Below are 16,735 nucleotides of genomic sequence, written 5' to 3' on the forward strand. Positions count from 1 at the left end.
GCCAAGCTGATCCCGATGAACGAGCCGGTCGGGGCGACTTGAGGAGGGAGGGCCCTCTCAAACTCGAGCGTGGGGCCCATCGTCGCCGAATGCATGCCGCGCCGCCGGCGAGTTTTTCAACGGAATCGGCGCAGAGCGGTCGCAGCCTCAACCCGCCTCGACCTCAGCCGTGGCGCCTTCGTCCACCCACCACCCCCAGACGCAAAAAACCCCGGCGGTAAGACTTGCGTCTCGACGACCGGGGCTTCCACGGGATGCCTTCACCTGTTCCGTCGCCCGCCAGTACATCCGTGGTCGACCCGATGGCGGGAAGGCTCCCTGAAGTCCGTGCCTTTCGGCTCGGACCACCATGGGCACCATATGACACCGATATCGTGAATAAAGTATGAACAAATCGAGGCGGCGGCGCCTTTATTCGGCTTCCGCCGAAAAACGCTCGCGATAGGCCTGCGGTCCGATCCCGAACCGGCGCAGAAACGCCCGCCGCATCGTCTCCTCGGCGCCGAAGCCGCAGCGCCGCGCGACCCGGGCGACCGCCCGCCCCTCTTCCAGCATCCGCCGCGCCGCCTCGAGCCGCATCTCCTCCACCGCCCGCGCCGGCGTCCGCCCCGTCGCCTGCCGATAGTGGCGCGAGAAGCTGCGGGCGCTCATCGCCGCCTTGTCGGCGAGGTCGGCGAGCGTCAGCGGCTGGTCGAGATGGAGCGCCATCCAGGCGTGGAGATCGTCGAAACGACCGCTCGCGTCCTGAAGCGACAGCGCCACCGAGAACTGCGACTGCCCGCCCGGTCGCTTGAGGAAGACCACCAACTGCCGCGCCACGTCGAGCGCCACCGCCCGGCCGAGATCGGCCTCGACCATCGCCAACGCCAGATCGATCCCCGCCGTGACCCCGGCCGAGGTCCAGACCTCGCCGTCGCGGATGAAGATCGGATCGGGCTCCAGCCGAACCTTCGGGAAACGCGCCTGAAATTCGTCGCAGCGATGCCAATGGGTGACCGCGCGCCGCCCGTCGAGAAGCCCGGTCGAGGCGAGCAGGAACGCCCCGCTGCACACCGACGCCGCCCGCCGCGCGGCACCCGCTCGCGCGCGGACCCAATCGACCAGCCCCGCGTCGTCGCAGGCCCCGTAGACCCCGAAGCCGCCGGCGACGATCAGCGTGTCGAGCGGCGCGTCGGTCGCGGGAAGCGGCGCGGCCGCGAGTTCGAGCCCCGACGAGGTCCGCACCCGCGGCTCCGCCGCCACCACCACCGCCTCGTAAGGCACCGGCTCGCCGGCGATCCCCGCTCGATCGTTGGCCGAGGCGAAGACCTGCAAGGGGCCGGCGACGTCGAGCAACTGGCAGGCGGGAAAGGCGAGGATTTCGACGCGGCGCATTTTGGCGAGATCCGAGGGGTGAATGGCAATCACGCCGGATCGTCGCCCGCTAGGCTCCGATCGTCAACCAGGAGACCCGCGCATGACCCTCCGCATCGGCATTCTCGTCTTCCCCGGCGTCCAGCAACTCGACCTGACCGGCCCTTACGAGGTCTTCGCCTCCGCCCCCGGCACGAAGGTGGAGTTGGTCTGGAAGTCGCTCGAGCCCGTCACGACCGCCACCGGCCTCGTCCTCACCCCCGACCTGACCTTCGCCGACGCCCCACAGTTCGACGTCGTCTGCGTGCCCGGCGGCGGCGGCGTCAACGCCCTTCTCGCCGACGCGGAGACGCTCGACTTCCTGCGGCGGCAGGCGGCCGGCGCGCGCTACGTCACCTCGGTGTGCACCGGCTCGCTGGTGCTCGGCGCCGCCGGCCTCCTGCGGGGCAAGAAGGCGACGACCCATTGGAACGCCGTCGATTTCCTCCCCGCCTTCGGCGCGATCCCGGTCGAGGCGCGGGTGGTGCGCGACGGCACGCTCTTCACCGCCGGCGGCGTCACCTCGGGCATCGACTTCGCGCTGGTGGTGGTGGCCGAGCTGATCGGCGAGACCGAGGCCCGGGTCGTCCAACTCGCGCTCGAATACGCCCCCGCCCCGCCCTTCGGCGACGGCACCCCGAAGACCGCCGCCCCGGAGATCCTCGCCGCCGCCAAGGCCGCCATGGCCGGTTCGCGCACCGAGCGGGAACGGCTTCTGGCCGGGGCGTGAAGCGGCGCATGAGGCTCGCCCCCATCGTTCGGCTTCACCCTGAGGCGCCCGGCATCGCCGGGCCTCGAAGGGCGAAGCCACGACGGGCCGTGCCGTTCGAAGCCGAACGATCCGAGCCGGCGCACACGCACACGGGCCCGCGACAGGCCCGCGCTCCCGTGCTATGCCGCGCGCCATGCCGACCCACGTCTATCGCCTCACCACCACCCGCTCGATCGCCACCCGCGTCGCCGACGCCCTCGGCGACGGCGAACTCGTCTTCGCCTTCGCCGATGCCGCCGGCGCCTTCGACCACGGCGACGGCACCTGGGGGGTCGAGGCCTATTTCCCCGAGGCGCTCGACGAGGCCGACCTCGCCGAGAGCCTCGCCGACCTCCTCGAGGCCGACGGCATCGTCTCCCGCGAGGCCGCGCTCGCCACCCTCGCCCGCGCCACCCAGCGCCCGCTCGACGGCGCCGATTGGGCCGCCATCGGCCTCGACGCGCTGCCGCCGATCGCGGCCGGCCGCTTCCGCGTCTTCGGCGAACACAATCGCCCGGAGGCGCTGCGCCGCGAGGACGTGCTGATCGAGGCCTCCTCCGCCTTCGGCTCGGGCGATCACGCCTCGACCCAGCTCTCGCTCGCCGGTCTCGACGAGATCCTGAAGCTCGCCCGGCCGAGAAACGTCCTCGATCTCGGCACCGGCACCGGCATTCTCGGCCTCGCCTTCGCGCGATTGTGCCCGACCGTCCCGGTGCTGGCGACCGATATCGCTCCGCACGCCGTCGCCACCGCCGAGCGCAACCGCCGCCTCAACGGCGTCGACCGCGCCTTCCGGGCGCTGACCGCCGACGGCCTGACCGACGTCCGCATCGCCCGCGCCGCGCCCTTCGATCTGGTGCTGGCCAACATCCTGCCCGATCCGCTCTGCCATATGGCCGGAGCGCTGGTGCCGCTGATGGCGCCGGGCGCCTTCCTGGTGGTGGCGGGCTTGCGGATCGGCGAGCAGAGCCGGCTCGAGCACGCCTATCGCGCCCGGGGCTTGCGTCTCGTCTCGCGCCGGTCGATCAAGGAATGGGCCTCGCTCACCTTCCAGAAGCCCTGACGCCCTCACGGAGTTTCCCATGCCCGCCGTCCAGGTCCGCCTCGTCGCCGAAGGCCCCGAATCCGAACGCCTCGAGCGCCTCCTCGGCGAAGCCTTCGAGGACGAGGGCTATCCCGTCACCCGCGAGGAGACGGTGCCTTATTCGGAGATCTGGTCGGTCGACACCCTCGTCTTCGACGCCGAGAGCGAGGAACAGGCCGCCGATCTCATCCGCGACGCGCTCGGCACCGACGCCTTCACCGCGCCGCTCACCACCTCGGTGCTCGATCTCGACGCCAATTGGGTCGCGATGAGCGAGGAGATCCGCCACCCCGTCCAGGCCGGCCGCTTCTACGTCCACGGCAGTCACGATCGCCATCGCCGCCCGCCCTCGGGCATTTCGATCGAGATCGACGCCGAGATGGCCTTCGGCACCGGCCACCATGCCACCACCTGGTGCTGCCTGATGGCGCTCGACCGGCTCCTCAAGGCGCGCCGCTTCGAGCGTCCGCTCGATCTCGGCACCGGCACCGCCGTGCTCGCCATCGCCGCCGCCCGGGTGTTGCGCGTGCCGGTGATCGCCACCGACATCGACCCCGTCGCCGTGCGGATCGCCGCCCGCAACGCCCATCTGAACGGCGTCGGCGCGGAAGTCCGCTGCATCGTCGCCGACGGCATGAAGGCGCGCCTGCTCGACACCGAGGGCCCCTACGATCTGGTGCTCGCCAACATCCTGGCCCGTCCCCTGACCAAGTTGGCCTTCCCAGTCGCCGCGCAGCTGGCGCGCCGGTCGGTGGTGATTCTCTCCGGGCTGCGCACCATCGAACGGCAATTGGTGCTCGCCGCCTGGGCCTCGCAGGGCCTGCGTCTCGCCTTCGAGGTCGAACGCGACGGCTGGCTCGCCCTGGTGCTCGAGACGGGTGATCGCTGATCGCCGTCTAGACGTATTCGCTCTCCGTATTTTTGACGGGCTGCCGCGTCGATCGACGCGCGCGCTCGCCGATTGCTTCGCTCGACCGGAGTGGAAGCGTGTCTCGACGCTCGGTCGTGATCGTCTTCCACCTCGCGTGACCTCCGAATCGTGTCGAAAATTCTCGAGGGCCCGCGTCATATCTCATGTTTCTGAAAATCATTGAAAGTCTATATCGCACTCGATTGGAATAAATTAAAATAATACGAATGCACCGCGTCATTGCATACATCCGCCCCTCGCGAGCCGTCAAACAAATGTGTAGTCGTAAGACTCGCTATTGACCGAGTGACGACTTGATACCTACATTCGCCATGGAGGTATCGGAGACCGAAAGTGCGATGACGGATCCCGAACCCGTTGACCAGTGGGAGGGACATCATGCCCCGTATGAAGATCGCCAATGGAACCTGGATCCTGGTCGGTGACGGTCGCAGGGCCATGGTCCTGCGCAACGACGGTCTGGCGGAAGCGCCGAACCTCCACTGCATCGCCAGCCGCGAGACCACCAATCCTCCGACCCGCGAGCAGGGCAGCGACGCGCCCGGCCGCGCCTATGCCTCGGTCGGCTCGATGCGCTCCAGCGTCGAGGAGACCGATTGGCACGAGCAGGAAGAGCGTCGTTTCGCCGCCAGTCTGGCCGCCGACCTCAACGCCGCCGCTCACGACGGCCGTTACGACCACCTGATCGTGGTGGCGCCGCCGCGCATCCTCGCCGAGCTGCGCCAAGACCTCTCCGGCGAGGCCAAGGCGCGTCTGCGTGCCGAAATCGACAAGGACCTGACGCGCCACACCATCGCCGACATCGAGACCATCCTGCTGGCCGCCGGCTGACCCCCCGCTCACGGACGCGCTCCTCCCCCTGACGCGTTCGTGGCGGCGACCGAAAGATGATCCCGCTCGAAAGGCCGCGCCGGTTCGCGAGAACCGGCGCGGCCTTCGACATTTCGCGCCCCTGTTTCGCCCCCCTCGGGAGGCGACGCCGGGGAGCTCTGCGCGCGAGACCGCTTGCCGGAACGCGGCGCGACGCTACACTCGCGCCTCATGTTCCAGAGCTTCGACACCCTCGCCGACCCCACCCTCGGCGCCCCCCGCCTCGCCCGCCTGCGCACCGAGATGGCGCGCGTCGGCCTCGATGGTTTCCTCGTGCCGCGCGCCGACGAATTCCAGGGCGAATACGTGCCCCCCTCGGCCGAACGGCTGCATTGGCTGACCGGCTTTTCCGGCTCGGCCGGCATCGCCGTGGCGCTCGCCGAGCGCGCCGCCGTCCTCTCCGACGGCCGCTACACGCTGCAGATCCGCGCCGAGGTCGATCCGGCCGCCTTCACCCCCGTCGACGGCGTCGCCACGCCCGTCCACGACTGGCTCGCCGAGAACGCGCCGGAGGGCGGCCGCATCGGTTTCGACCCCTGGCTCCACACCCGCGCCCAGACCCGGCGTCTGATCGAGGGCCTCGCCAAGCGCAGCGCCGAGCTCGTCGCGGTGGCGGAGAACCTCGTCGATCGCATCTGGAGCGACCGGCCGGCCCCGCCGACCGGCCCGATCTCGGTCCAGCCGCTCGCCTTCGCGGGCGAAACCGTCGAGACCAAGATCGCCCGCATCGCCGCCGATCTCGGCGCCGACGCCGTGTTGCTGACCCAGCCCGATTCGATCGCATGGCTCTTCAACATTCGCGGCCGCGACGTCGCCCACAATCCGATCCCGCTCGCCTTCGCCCTGGTGCCCGCGAAGGGTCGTCCGACGCTCTTCGTCGCGCCGGAGAAGCTCGACGCCGAGGTCCGCGCCCATCTCGCCCCGCACGTCGACGTCGCCGACCGCGACGCGCTGCTCGCCGCGCTCGACCGCCTCGCCGGCGGCGCGGTCGCGCTCGATCCCGCCTGGACCCCGGAGATCCTGGTCCGCCGCCTGGAGACGGCCGGCGCCCGCGTGGTCGAGAAGGAGGATCCGGTGATCCTGCCCAAGGCGTGCAAGAACGCCGCCGAGATCGAGGGCACCCGCGCCGCCCATCTGCGCGACGCCGTCGCCATGGTGAAGTTCCTCGCCTGGTTCGACGCCGAGGGTCACACCGGCGACGAGATCGGCTGCTGCGAGCGCCTCGAGGCGCTGCGCGCCGAGAGCGGCGAACTGATCGATCTCTCCTTCGGCACCATCTCCGGCGCCGGCCCCAACGGCGCCATCGTCCATTATCACGCGACTCGCCAGACCAATCGGCGGATCGATCGCGACAGCCTGTTCCTGCTCGATTCCGGCGGCCAGTATCGCGACGGCACCACCGACGTCACCCGCACCATCGCCGTCGGCACGCCCTCCGACGAGATGCGCCGCTGCTTCACTCTGGTGCTGAAGGGCCACATCGCGATCTCCTCGGCGCGGTTCCCGGTCGGCACGCCCGGCGCCGCTCTCGACACGCTCGCCCGCATCGCCCTGTGGAAGGCCGGCCTCGACTACGACCACGGCACCGGCCACGGCGTCGGCTCGTTCCTGTCGGTTCACGAGGGGCCGCAGCGCATCGCCAAGACCGGCGCGGTGCCCCTGCGCCCCGGCATGATCGTCTCCAACGAGCCCGGCTACTACCGCACCGGCCAATTCGGCATCCGCATCGAGAACCTCGAGTTGGTCATGCCGGCCGAGGCGATCGCCGGCGGCGAGCGGCCGATGCTCGGATTCGAGACCCTGACCCTGATCCCGATCGACACCCGCCTCGTCGACACGCGCCTGCTCGCCCGCGACGAGATCGCTTGGCTCGACGCCTATCACGCCCGCGTCCGCGCAGGCGTCGGCCCGCATCTCGACGCGACCACCCGGTCCTGGCTCGAGCAGGCGACCCGGCCGCTCGGCCGTTCCTCCCGCCCCTGAGACGGCCCGGCCGTCCCCACCCCGAGACGGCCACCGCCGTCGGCGCCTTCGAGAGGCTTCCATGAGCGACTATCGCCTTCACTGCTTCGGCGAAAGCGGCAATTCCTACAAGGCGGCCCTGATGCTGGAACTGACCGGCTGCGATTGGACGCCGCTGTGGGTGCCGTTCTTTCAAGGAGCGACCCGCTCCGAGCAATGGCGCGAGACCATCAACGCCATGGGCGAGGCCCCGGTTCTGATCCACGGCTCGCGCGCGCTGACCCAGTCGGGCGTCATCCTCGACTATCTGGTCGAGCAGACGGGCCGGTTCGGCGGCGCCGACGCCGACGAGAAGCGCGAGATCCTGCGCTGGATCCTGTTCGACAATCACAAGTTCACCAGCTACTTCGCCACCCTGCGCTTCATGCTCGGCATCAAGAAGATGCCCGAGAGCCCGGTCACGGAGTTCCTGCGCGGCCGCGTGATCGACGCCTGGAAGGTGGTGGAGAAGCAGCTCGAGGTGACCGATTGGCTCGTCGGCGGCCGCCCGACCATCGCCGACTTCTCGCTCGCCGGCTACGTCTTCTACGACGAGGAGGTCGGCTTCGATCCCTGGACGATGTTCCCGGCGATCGATGCCTGGCGGCAACGCCTCGCCGCGCTGCCCGGCTGGAAGGGACCGTGGGAGCTGATGCCCTCGAAGCCGACCGACGCCTGAGTCACACCTCGGGCAACGGACGCGGTCGGCGATCCTCGCCGATCGCCACGAAGGTGAAGACGGCCGAGGTCACCTTGACCATCTCGTCGCCCTCGCGCGGACGGCGCCAGGCCTCGATCAGGATCTTCATCGAGGTGCGGCCCGTGCCGACGATGGTCCCGTAGAAACTGACCTCGTCACCGACCAGAACCGGCTTCAGAAACGCCATCCCCTCGACCGCGATCGTCGCCGCGCGCCCACGCGCGCGTCGCGTCGCGACGTTGCCGGCGGCGAGGTCCATGTGGGCCATCAGCCAACCGCCGAAGATGTCGCCGGCCGGATTGGTGTCGCCCGGCATGGCGATGGTGCGGATGACGGGGGCGCTGTCGGGCGGATGATCGGACACGCGGAACTCCGGACGGACGAGACGGCGGAAGGCGTCGCGATGATGCGCGGCGGGCGAACCCGCGTCGCCGCGACCCGACGCCGCTGGAAGCCGATCGGTGAACCCGACCGGCCGAGGACGAACCCGCGATCGATCAGTCGTGATCGATCCAGCGATGGCGCAGACCGGCGTGGCGGCTGTATTCGCGCATGCCGCATTCGTCCGTCGTCGAACGGAACCGCGGCCGCGTCGGCGCGACCGTGAGACCGAAGGTGCGGCGCAGAACCTCGAGAAGACCGACCATGGAACCCTCCTTCGTCGGTGAAATTGGACCTGAAGCCCTCGGTCGCGCGTCCCTCCTCGACTGCGGTTCGATCCCCGCACTGTCATTGTGCGCGAAGCCTACCATATTGCGCCGCAACATGAATGATCCGCCTTCGCAATTTCATGCATGAAAGCCATGCGATTGCAGCAAGCCGAACCCGGCGACGGCCGCCGAGACTGCGACATCCCCCTCTTCGGTCGAGCGCGTATGGAATTTCGCCCGCCGTCGGGCTAGGGATGGCGACGCCGCGCGGAAAGCCAAGGAGCCTCGTCATGGCCGTCTCGACCGTCCCCACCCGTCCGATCGCCGGTCAGAAGCCGGGCACCTCGGGACTGCGCAAGAAGACGCGGATCTTCATGGAGCCGGGCTATCTCGAAAACTACGTCCAAGCGATCATCGAGGGCGTCGGCGGCGTGAAGGATCGCGAGATCGTCGTCGGCGGCGACGGCCGCTTCTACAACGACACCGCGATCGGCGTGATCCTGCGCATGCTCGCCGCCAACGGGGCGAAGCGCGCGATCGTCGGCCGTGGCGGCATCCTCTCGACGCCGGCGGCGTCCAACCTGATCCGCATCCGCAAGGCCTTCGGCGGCTTCGTGCTCTCCGCCTCGCACAATCCCGGCGGCCCCGACGAGGACTTCGGCCTGAAGTTCAACGTCTCGAACGGCGGCCCCGCCCCCGAGCCGATCACCGACGCGATCTTCGAGGCGACCAAGACCATCGCCACCTACGCCATCGTCGAGGAGGCCGCCCCCTCGATCGAGACGCTCGGCACCTTCGACCTCGCCGGCATGGTGGTGGAGATCGTCGATCCCGTCGCCGACTATGTCGCGATGATGCGCGATCTCGTCGATTTCGACCGCATCCGCGCGCTCTTCGCCTCCGGCTTCACGCTGCGTTTCGACGCCATGAGCGCCGTCACCGGACCCTATGCCACCGCCATCCTGGAAGGCGAGCTGGGCGCGCCGAAAGGCACCGTGGTCAACGGCACGCCGCTGCCGGACTTCGGCCACCACCACCCCGACCCCAATCCGGTCCACGCCAAGGAGCTGTTCGACATCATGTTCGGCCCCGACGCGCCCGACATGGGCGCGGCCTCCGACGGCGACGGCGACCGCAACATCGTTCTGGGACGCGGCATCTCGGTCGCCCCCTCCGACAGTCTGGCGCTGCTCGCCGCCAATCTCCACCTCGCCAAGGGCTATACGGCCGGCCTGAAGGGCATCGCCCGGTCGATGCCGACCAGCCGCGCCGCCGACCGCGTCGCCGCGAAACTCGGCGTCGGCATGTACGAGACGCCCACCGGCTGGAAGTTCTTCGGCAATCTGCTCGATGCGGGCAAGGTGACGATCTGCGGCGAGGAGAGCGCCGGCACCGGCTCCGACCACGTCCGCGAGAAGGACGGCCTCTGGGCGATCCTGATCTGGCTCGACATCGTCGCCACCCGGCGCCAGTCGATCATGGAGATCGTCCACGATCACTGGAAGACCTACGGCCGCGACTACTATTCGCGCCACGACTACGAGGCGCTGCCGACCGACGTCGCCGATGCCCTGTTCGCCGACCTGCGGGCGTCTCTGGCGACCCTGCCGGGCAAGGTCTTCGCCGGCCTGCTCGTCACCAGCGCCGACGATTTCGCCTACACCGACCCGACCGACGGCTCGGTCTCGTCGAAACAGGGCGTGCGCATCGGCTTCGAGGACGGCAGCCGCGCCATCTTCCGCCTCTCCGGCACCGGCACGGAAGGCGCCACGCTACGCCTCTACGTCGAACTGTTCGAGGCCGATCCCGCCCGCCACGATCTCGACTCGCAGATGGTGCTGGCCGGCGTCCTCGACGCCGCCGACGCCATCGCCGGCATCGAGAGGCGCACCGGCCGCGACGCGCCGAACGTGATCACCTGAAGGCCTCCGATCGCCGGGACGGCCCTCGGCCGTCCCCGGGCGAGGTCACCAGCGGCAGGCGCCGCCGAGGACGTAACGCGTGCGGGTTCCCTCGCGCGCCGCTTCCCGGTGCGAGAGTTCCAGATCGATCCGCATCGAACTGTCGTCGTGCTCGGCGGCCGCGTCGGCCTCGCCGAAGTCGCCGCGGAACAGCCGTCCGGCGAGCGCGATGAGTCGGGTCATGGTGGTCTCCTGATCGAAATCCTGACAGGCCCACTCGGCTCGACGTTCTTCCCTCGGGCACGCCTCCATCGGGCGCGCCGCTGTCGTTGTGACGAAGATCACATCCGACTATGACGATATGCGGGCAGGAATGGCAATTCATGCCCGTCATGCAAATTCATGCGGCGTCGATCGGCCGGTCGCCGGCCGTCACCCCGCCCCGACCAGCGCCAGCCATTCCTCCTCGGTCATGACCTGGACGCCGAGCGCCTGCGCCTTGGCGAGCTTCGAGCCCGCCCCCGGCCCCGCCACGACGATGTGGGTCTTGGCCGAGACGGATCCGGCGACCTTGGCGCCGAGCCGTTCGGCCATCGCCTTGGCCTCGTCGCGGGTCATCTTCTCCAGGCTGCCGGTGAAGACCACCGTCTTGCCGGCGACCGCCGTGTCCGACTTCGGCGTCTCCGCGTCGACGATGGTGAGTTCCGCGACCAGTTTCTCGACGATCGCCCGATTGTGCGGCTCGCGGAAATAGGCGGCGACGCTGTCGATCACCGTCTCGCCGATCTGGTCGATCGCGTCCATCTCCTCGCGCGCCACCGCGTCGCCGGCGACGATCTTCTCCGCCGCCTCGTGGAACGCCGCCCACGAGCCATAGGCCCGCGCCAACTGCCGCGCCGTGGTCTCGCCGACGTTGCGGATGCCGAGCGCGAAGACGAAGCGCTCGAGCGCAATCGTCCGCCGCGCCTCGATCGCCGCGAAGAGCTTGGCGACGGAGACCGGGCCGAACCCTTCCTTGTTCTCGAGCTTCTTCAGCGGGTTCGCCGCATTGCGCTCGGCGAGCGTGAAGATGTCGGCCGGCTCCCGCACCGGGAGATCCGGATCGGCGAAGAAGAACTCGATCTGCTTCTCGCCGAGCCCCTCGATGTCGAAGGCCTTGCGGCCGACGAACTGGCGCAAGTGCTCCTGGCGCTGGAACGGACAGGCGAATTCGCCGGTGCAGCGACGGATCTTGCCCTCCTCGCCCGAGGCGGTCTCCTCGCGGATCAGCGCCGTCTTGAGGTCGCATTGGCAGAGATGCGGGAACTCGAAGGCCGGACGCGCGGCATGCGCCCCGTCGTCGACCACCTCGACGATCTGCGGGATCACGTCGCCGGCCCGTTGCACCACCACCGTGTCGCCGATGCGCGCGTCCAGCCGGACGATCTCGTCGGCATTGTGCAGCGTCGCGTTGGTGACGACGACCCCGCCGACCGTGACCGGCATCAGCCGCGCCACCGGCGTATGCGCCCCGGTGCGGCCGACCTGGATGTCGATCCCCTCGAGGATCGTCCGCGCCTTCTCCGCCGGAAACTTGTGGGCGATCGCCCAGCGGGGCGAGCGCGACACGAAGCCGAGCCGGGTCTGGAGATCGATCCGATCGACCTTGTAGACGACGCCGTCGATGTCGTAGCCGAGGTTCGCCCGGTCCGCCTCGAGCCCGCGATAGACCGCCAGCATCTCCTCGACCGAGGAACAGCGCACCATGCGCGGATTGATCGGGAACCCCCAGCGCCCGAAGGCCTCGACCCGCTCGAACTGGGTCGCGACCTCCCACTCCGGCACGATCTCGCCCCAGGCATAGGCGAAGAACTTCAGGACCCGCGACGCAGTGATCTTCGGATCGAGCTGGCGCAGGGATCCGGCGGCGGCGTTGCGCGGATTGGCGAAGACTTTGCCGCCGAAGGCCTCCGCCTTGGCGTTGAGCGCCGTGAAGTCGGCATGGGCCATGTAGACCTCGCCGCGCACCTCGAGCACCTCCGGCAGGTCGCCCGACAGCACTTGCGGGATCTCGGCGATCGTCAGCACGTTGGCGGTGACGTTCTCGCCCTCCGCCCCGTCGCCGCGCGTCGCCGCCGAGACGAGCCGCCCCGCCTCATAGCGCAGCGACAGCGAGAGGCCGTCGATCTTCGGCTCGGCGGTGAAGGTGATCGGCTGGCCGTGGGTGGCGAGGAACTTGTGGACGCGCGCCACGAACTCGGCCACGTCCTCGTCCGAAAAGGCGTTGTCGAGCGAGAGCATCGGCACGACGTGCCGCACCTTCTCGAACTTCTCAGAGGGCCCCGCCCCGATCGCCGCCGTCGGCGTATCCGCCCGCTTCAGCGCAGGGAACGCCGCCTCGAGCGCCACCAGCCGCCGCCGCATCGCGTCGTAGTCGGCGTCCGACATGATCGGCGCGTCGTCGCGGTGATAGGCCGCATCCGCCGCCGCGACGCGTTCGGCGAGCCGCGCCATCTCGGCGGCGGCCTCGGGGGGAGAGAGCTGGTCCGGCGCGATCGCGGTTCGATCGTTCGACATCGACGTCCTCGTGATTGGGTTGGCGCGAGCGACCGCCCGCGACGCCTCATCCGGCGAGCAGGCTCTCCGCCGCCGCGCGGGCCTCGGCCGTGATCGTCTCGCCGGAGAGCATACGGGCGATCTCGTCGCGGCGGGCGTCCGCGTCGAGTTCCACCACCCGCGTCACCACCCGGTCCTCGCCACCGGCGACCGGCTCCTTCGAGATCAGGAAATGCGTGTCGGCCCGCGCCGCCACCTGCGGCGCATGGGTCACGCTCATCACCTGCACCGTCTCGGCGAGCCGCGCCAGACGCTGGCCGATCGCCCCGGCGACGGCACCGCCGACCCCGGTGTCGATCTCGTCGAAGATCAGCGTCGGCGCCGAGCCCTTGTCGGCGAGCGACACCTTCAGCGCCAGCAGGAAGCGCGACAGCTCGCCCCCCGACGCCACCTTCATCATCGGCCCGGCCCGGGTGCCCGGATTGGTCTGGACGTGGAACTCGATCCGGTCGATCCCCTCCGTCCCCGGCGCGTCCTCGCTGCGGTCGATCAGGAACCGCGCCCGCTCCAGCTTCAACGCCGGCAGTTCCGCCGCCACGGCGATCTCCAGCGCCCGCGCCGCCGTCTCGCGCGCCGCGCTGAGCGCCCGCGCCTGGACGCGATAGTCCGCCTCGGCCGCCTCGACCGCCGCCTCCAGCGCCGCCAGCCGCTCCTCACCGTGATCGAGATCGGCGAGATCGGTCGCCATCCGAACCCGGAGCGGCGCCAGCGCGTCGACCGCGCAGGAATGTTTGCGCGCCGCCGCCCGGAGCGCGAACAGCCGCTCCTCGGTGCGCTCCAACTCGCGCGGATCGAAATCCGCCTCGCGCAACGCGGCTTCCAGCGCCCCGCGCGCCGCCTCCAGCAGATCGAGCGCCTCGCCCATCGGCTTCAACGCGCTCTCCGCCAGCCCCGGCAGGGCGCCGGCCTTGCGCTCCAGCGTCCGCATCAGCGTGACGATCACCGGGATCGGCGAATGGGTGCCCTCGAAGGTCTCGACCGCCTCGGAGAGATCGCCCGCGACCTTCTCCGACTGCATCATCTTGTGCCGCCGGGTGGCGAGTTCGGTCTCCTCCCCCGCCTCCGGCTTCAGGGCGTCGAGTTCCTCGAGGCTGGCGCGCAGATAGTCCGCCTCCCGCCGCGCCGCCTCGATCCGGGCGCGGTGGCCGTCGCGCTCGCGGATCGCCTTGCGCCACGCGCTCCACGCCGCCCCGAGCGCGGCGACCGGCCCCTCGAGCCCACCGAAGGCGTCGAGCAGACGGCGATGCTCGCGCTCGTCGATGAGCGCGCGATCGTCGTGCTGGCCGTGGATCTCGACCAGCCGTTCGCCGACCGAACGCAGCAGCGTCGCGGAGACCGGACTGTCGTTGAGAAAGGCGCGGGTACGCCCATCGGCGCTCTGGACCCGGCGGACGATCAGATCGCCGCTCGCCTCGATGTCGTTCTCGGCGAGGAGCCGCCGCGCCGGGTGATCGCCGGCCACGTCGAACACCGCCGTGACCTGCCCCTGGGCGGCGCCGTGCCGCACCAACCCCGCATCGCCGCGCCCGCCGAGCGCCAGCGACAGACTGTCGAGCAGGATCGATTTTCCCGCGCCGGTCTCGCCGGTCAGTACCGTCAGACCACGCGCGAAATCGATCTCCAGCCGTTCGATCAGAACGATGTCGCGGATCGACAGGGCGGCGAGCATGGGGTGTCCGTGATTCTCCGGGAGCGTCGTCGGACGATAGCCGCAGTGAGAACGAATCGGAACCCCCCGACGCGGCTCACACCGCGCGCGGGACGATCACGCCTCCGCCCCCACCGGGCACGTCGACCTCAGAGGAGCTTCACGCCCGCCAGCGAACGCGAGATCCAGCTCGACGTGTCCTCGCTCGGCTCGTAGCCGCCCTTCTTGAGGAGGTCGTAGCTGTCCTTGTACCACGGGCTGTCCGGGAAATTGTGCCCGAGCACCGCCGCCGCCGTCTGCGCCTCGTTGACCACGCCCATGGCGTAGTAGCACTCGACCAGACGCGCCAGCGCCTCCTCGACGTGACGGGTCGTCTGATACTGCGACACCACCGACTTGAAGCGGTTGATCGCCGCCAGATACTGATGCTTGCGCAGGTAGAAGCGGCCGATGTCCATCTCCTTGCCGCCGAGCTGATCCTTGACGCTGAGGATCTTCTTGCGCGCGTCCTCGGCATAGGGCGAGGTCGGATATTTCTGGATCAGCTCGTCATAGGCGGCGAGCGCATTGGCGGTGCGCGCCTGATCGCGGCTGACGTCGGGGATCTGCAGATAGTAGCTCTCCGCCGTCAGATACTGGGCGTAGGCTGCGTCCGGGCTGGTCGGATAGAGCGTGATGAAGCGCTGCGCCGAGGTGATGCAGTCGGTGTAGGCGCCGCGCTCGAACTGGGTATAGGCCTGCATCAGCACGGCCTTCTTCGACCATTCCGAATAGGGGTGGAGCCGGTCGACGTCGTCGAACTTCTTCACCGCGTCGGCGCGCTTGCCCGCCTGCAGCTGCACCAGACCCTCGTTGTAGAGCTGGTCGGCCGGCGTGGTGTTCTCGAGAAGATCGTCCTTCTGCGAGGCACAGGACGCGAGCAGCAGCGACAGAGCCAGGGCCGAGCCCACCCGCCCGCGTGAACCGATGCGCCGAAGCACCGCGACGGGGTTCGTCGAAAATCCCATGCCCATCACTTCGCCATCCCCATGCTCACGCGATCGACCGTGCCGAACCCGCATCTCGTCCGCTGTACCTCGAGCATCCGCCGCGCTCGACACGACGGCGACCTCGCTCGACCTTCTACCGCGTCGAGCGTTCGCCGTCATCTTCGTGAGAAGGCATTGGTCCGTTTTTGTGGCGGACACCGAAATCGGACGCGCGACGCGGCGGATCGTCGGGACGGGTTCAGGCCACTTCGGCGCGGAAGGCGGGCGCCACCATGGCGGTGCCGAGCTCGGCCGCCGGCGTCGCCGGACGGCTCGCCGCCTCGACCAGCGCCCAGGCGGTCGGATCGGCGAAGAGCGCCTGAAGGGTCATGAAGTTGAGGCGATGGCCGCCCTTGTAGGAGCGATAGAGCCCCTGGATCGGCGCGCCGGACAGCGCCAGATCGCCGATCGCGTCGAGCAGCTTGTGCCGCACGAACTCGTCGACGAAACGCAGGCCTTCCGGATTGAGAATGCGATCGTCCTTGATCGCCACCGAATTCTCGAGACTCGACCCCTGGCACAGGCCCATCGGCAACAGCTTCTCGAGATCGGAGACGAAGCCGAAGGTGCGCGCCCGCGAGATCTGGCCGCGGAACGAGGCCGGCGTCAGATCGACCCCGATCGACTGATGGCCGATCACCGGATTGGTGAAGTCGATGGTGACCTCGTAGCGCGATCCCTCGTGGGGCCGCAGCTCGGCCCAGGCGGCGCCGTTCTCGACGCGGATCGGCTTGAGAATCTTGAGAAAGCGGCGACGGACCGCCTGGCGGACCACGCCGACCTGATCGATCGCCTCGACGAAGGCCTCCGACGATCCGTCCATCACCGGGACTTCCGAGCCGTCGATCTCGACGATCACGTTGTCGATGCCGAGGCCGCGCAGCGCCGCCATCAGATGCTCGATCGTCGCGACCGAGGCCGCGCGCGGATCGCCCACCATGGTGCAGAGGTCGGTGGCGGAGACGTTCTTCCAGGCCGCGGGGATCTCGACGTCGCGCCCGCCCTCGAGGCCGGTGCGCAGGAAGACGATGCCGGTGTCGGGGTCGGCGGGATGGAGCGAGAGCGAGACGCGCAGACCACTGTGGACGCCGATCCCCACGACCCGAGCCGTGTCGCCGATCGTCGTCTGGAAGTTCGCCGTGTTGCGCGCCATCGTCTTCATCCGTTGATCCCCGCCCCGCTCG

15 protein-coding genes are annotated in these 16,735 nt (G+C 69.5%); 7 read left to right on the plus strand and 8 right to left on the minus strand.

Annotated features, from left to right (window positions below):
• Nucleotides 1–411: 411 nt before the first annotated feature.
• Complete coding sequence (locus J3S89_RS04250; protein ID WP_217926241.1) at nucleotides 412–1,374, minus strand: GlxA family transcriptional regulator; 963 nt, start codon at nucleotides 1,372–1,374, stop codon at nucleotides 412–414.
• 82 nt (nucleotides 1,375–1,456) lie between these two features.
• Between J3S89_RS04250 and J3S89_RS04255 the strand changes: the two genes are divergently transcribed.
• The 6 genes from J3S89_RS04255 to J3S89_RS04280 all read left to right on the plus strand — a co-directional run bounded on the left by J3S89_RS04255 (nucleotide 1,457) and on the right by J3S89_RS04280 (nucleotide 7,708).
• Nucleotides 1,457–2,122, plus strand: coding sequence for a DJ-1/PfpI family protein (locus J3S89_RS04255; protein WP_217926242.1), 666 nt, complete (start codon nucleotides 1,457–1,459; stop codon nucleotides 2,120–2,122).
• A 175-nt stretch (nucleotides 2,123–2,297) separates the two neighbouring features.
• Nucleotides 2,298–3,206, plus strand: coding sequence for a 50S ribosomal protein L11 methyltransferase (locus J3S89_RS04260; RefSeq protein WP_217926243.1), 909 nt, complete (start codon nucleotides 2,298–2,300; stop codon nucleotides 3,204–3,206).
• Between the two features lie 19 nt (nucleotides 3,207–3,225).
• Nucleotides 3,226–4,116, plus strand: coding sequence for a 50S ribosomal protein L11 methyltransferase (locus tag J3S89_RS04265; protein ID WP_217926244.1), 891 nt, complete (start codon nucleotides 3,226–3,228; stop codon nucleotides 4,114–4,116).
• Nucleotides 4,117–4,536: 420 nt separating this feature from the next.
• Entirely contained in the window at nucleotides 4,537–4,989 is a 453-nt protein-coding gene (locus J3S89_RS04270; protein ID WP_217926245.1) for a baeRF12 domain-containing protein, read from the plus strand.
• Between the two features lie 210 nt (nucleotides 4,990–5,199).
• On the plus strand, nucleotides 5,200–7,011 hold the full coding sequence (locus tag J3S89_RS04275; protein ID WP_217926246.1) for an aminopeptidase P family protein: 1,812 nt from the start codon (nucleotides 5,200–5,202) through the stop codon (nucleotides 7,009–7,011).
• Between the two features lie 61 nt (nucleotides 7,012–7,072).
• A complete protein-coding gene (locus J3S89_RS04280; RefSeq protein ID WP_217926247.1) occupies nucleotides 7,073–7,708 on the plus strand; it encodes a glutathione S-transferase family protein in 636 nt (211 codons plus the stop codon).
• A gap of 1 nt (nucleotide 7,709) precedes the next feature.
• On the opposite strand, the gene J3S89_RS04285 is transcribed toward J3S89_RS04280, so the two are convergent.
• Both J3S89_RS04285 and J3S89_RS04290 read right to left on the minus strand, forming a co-directional pair.
• Complete coding sequence (locus tag J3S89_RS04285) at nucleotides 7,710–8,045, minus strand: acyl-CoA thioesterase (RefSeq protein ID WP_217926812.1); 336 nt, start codon at nucleotides 8,043–8,045, stop codon at nucleotides 7,710–7,712.
• A 181-nt stretch (nucleotides 8,046–8,226) separates the two neighbouring features.
• Entirely contained in the window at nucleotides 8,227–8,376 is a 150-nt protein-coding gene (locus J3S89_RS04290; protein WP_217926248.1) for a hypothetical protein, read from the minus strand.
• Between the two features lie 293 nt (nucleotides 8,377–8,669).
• On the opposite strand from J3S89_RS04290, the gene J3S89_RS04295 reads away from it, so the two are divergent.
• Nucleotides 8,670–10,301 (plus strand): alpha-D-glucose phosphate-specific phosphoglucomutase, encoded by a 1,632-nt coding sequence (locus tag J3S89_RS04295; RefSeq protein ID WP_217926249.1) that lies wholly within the window; start codon nucleotides 8,670–8,672, stop codon nucleotides 10,299–10,301.
• Between the two features lie 45 nt (nucleotides 10,302–10,346).
• Here J3S89_RS04295 and J3S89_RS04300 read toward each other — a convergent pair whose 3' ends face one another.
• From J3S89_RS04300 to lpxC, 5 genes are all read right to left on the minus strand, one after another.
• Nucleotides 10,347–10,523, minus strand: a complete 177-nt coding sequence (locus J3S89_RS04300; RefSeq protein ID WP_217926250.1) for a hypothetical protein — start codon at nucleotides 10,521–10,523, stop codon at nucleotides 10,347–10,349.
• Nucleotides 10,524–10,712: 189 nt separating this feature from the next.
• Nucleotides 10,713–12,836 carry an NAD-dependent DNA ligase LigA gene (ligA, locus tag J3S89_RS04305; protein WP_217926251.1) on the minus strand — a complete coding sequence of 708 codons (2,124 nt, stop codon included), beginning with the start codon at nucleotides 12,834–12,836 and terminating at the stop codon, nucleotides 10,713–10,715.
• A 46-nt stretch (nucleotides 12,837–12,882) separates the two neighbouring features.
• On the minus strand, nucleotides 12,883–14,544 hold the full coding sequence (gene recN, locus J3S89_RS04310) for a DNA repair protein RecN (RefSeq protein WP_217926252.1): 1,662 nt from the start codon (nucleotides 14,542–14,544) through the stop codon (nucleotides 12,883–12,885).
• A gap of 128 nt (nucleotides 14,545–14,672) precedes the next feature.
• Nucleotides 14,673–15,530: an outer membrane protein assembly factor BamD gene (locus J3S89_RS04315; RefSeq protein WP_230489274.1), complete on the minus strand. Its 858-nt coding sequence runs from the start codon at nucleotides 15,528–15,530 to the stop codon at nucleotides 14,673–14,675.
• A 220-nt stretch (nucleotides 15,531–15,750) separates the two neighbouring features.
• Nucleotides 15,751–16,713: a UDP-3-O-acyl-N-acetylglucosamine deacetylase gene (lpxC, locus tag J3S89_RS04320; protein ID WP_230489273.1), complete on the minus strand. Its 963-nt coding sequence runs from the start codon at nucleotides 16,711–16,713 to the stop codon at nucleotides 15,751–15,753.
• Nucleotides 16,714–16,735: the final 22 nt, after the last annotated feature.

It is taken from the genome of Pinisolibacter aquiterrae (genome assembly GCF_019160155.1).
Classification (GTDB): Bacteria; Pseudomonadota; Alphaproteobacteria; order Rhizobiales; family Ancalomicrobiaceae; genus Pinisolibacter; species Pinisolibacter aquiterrae.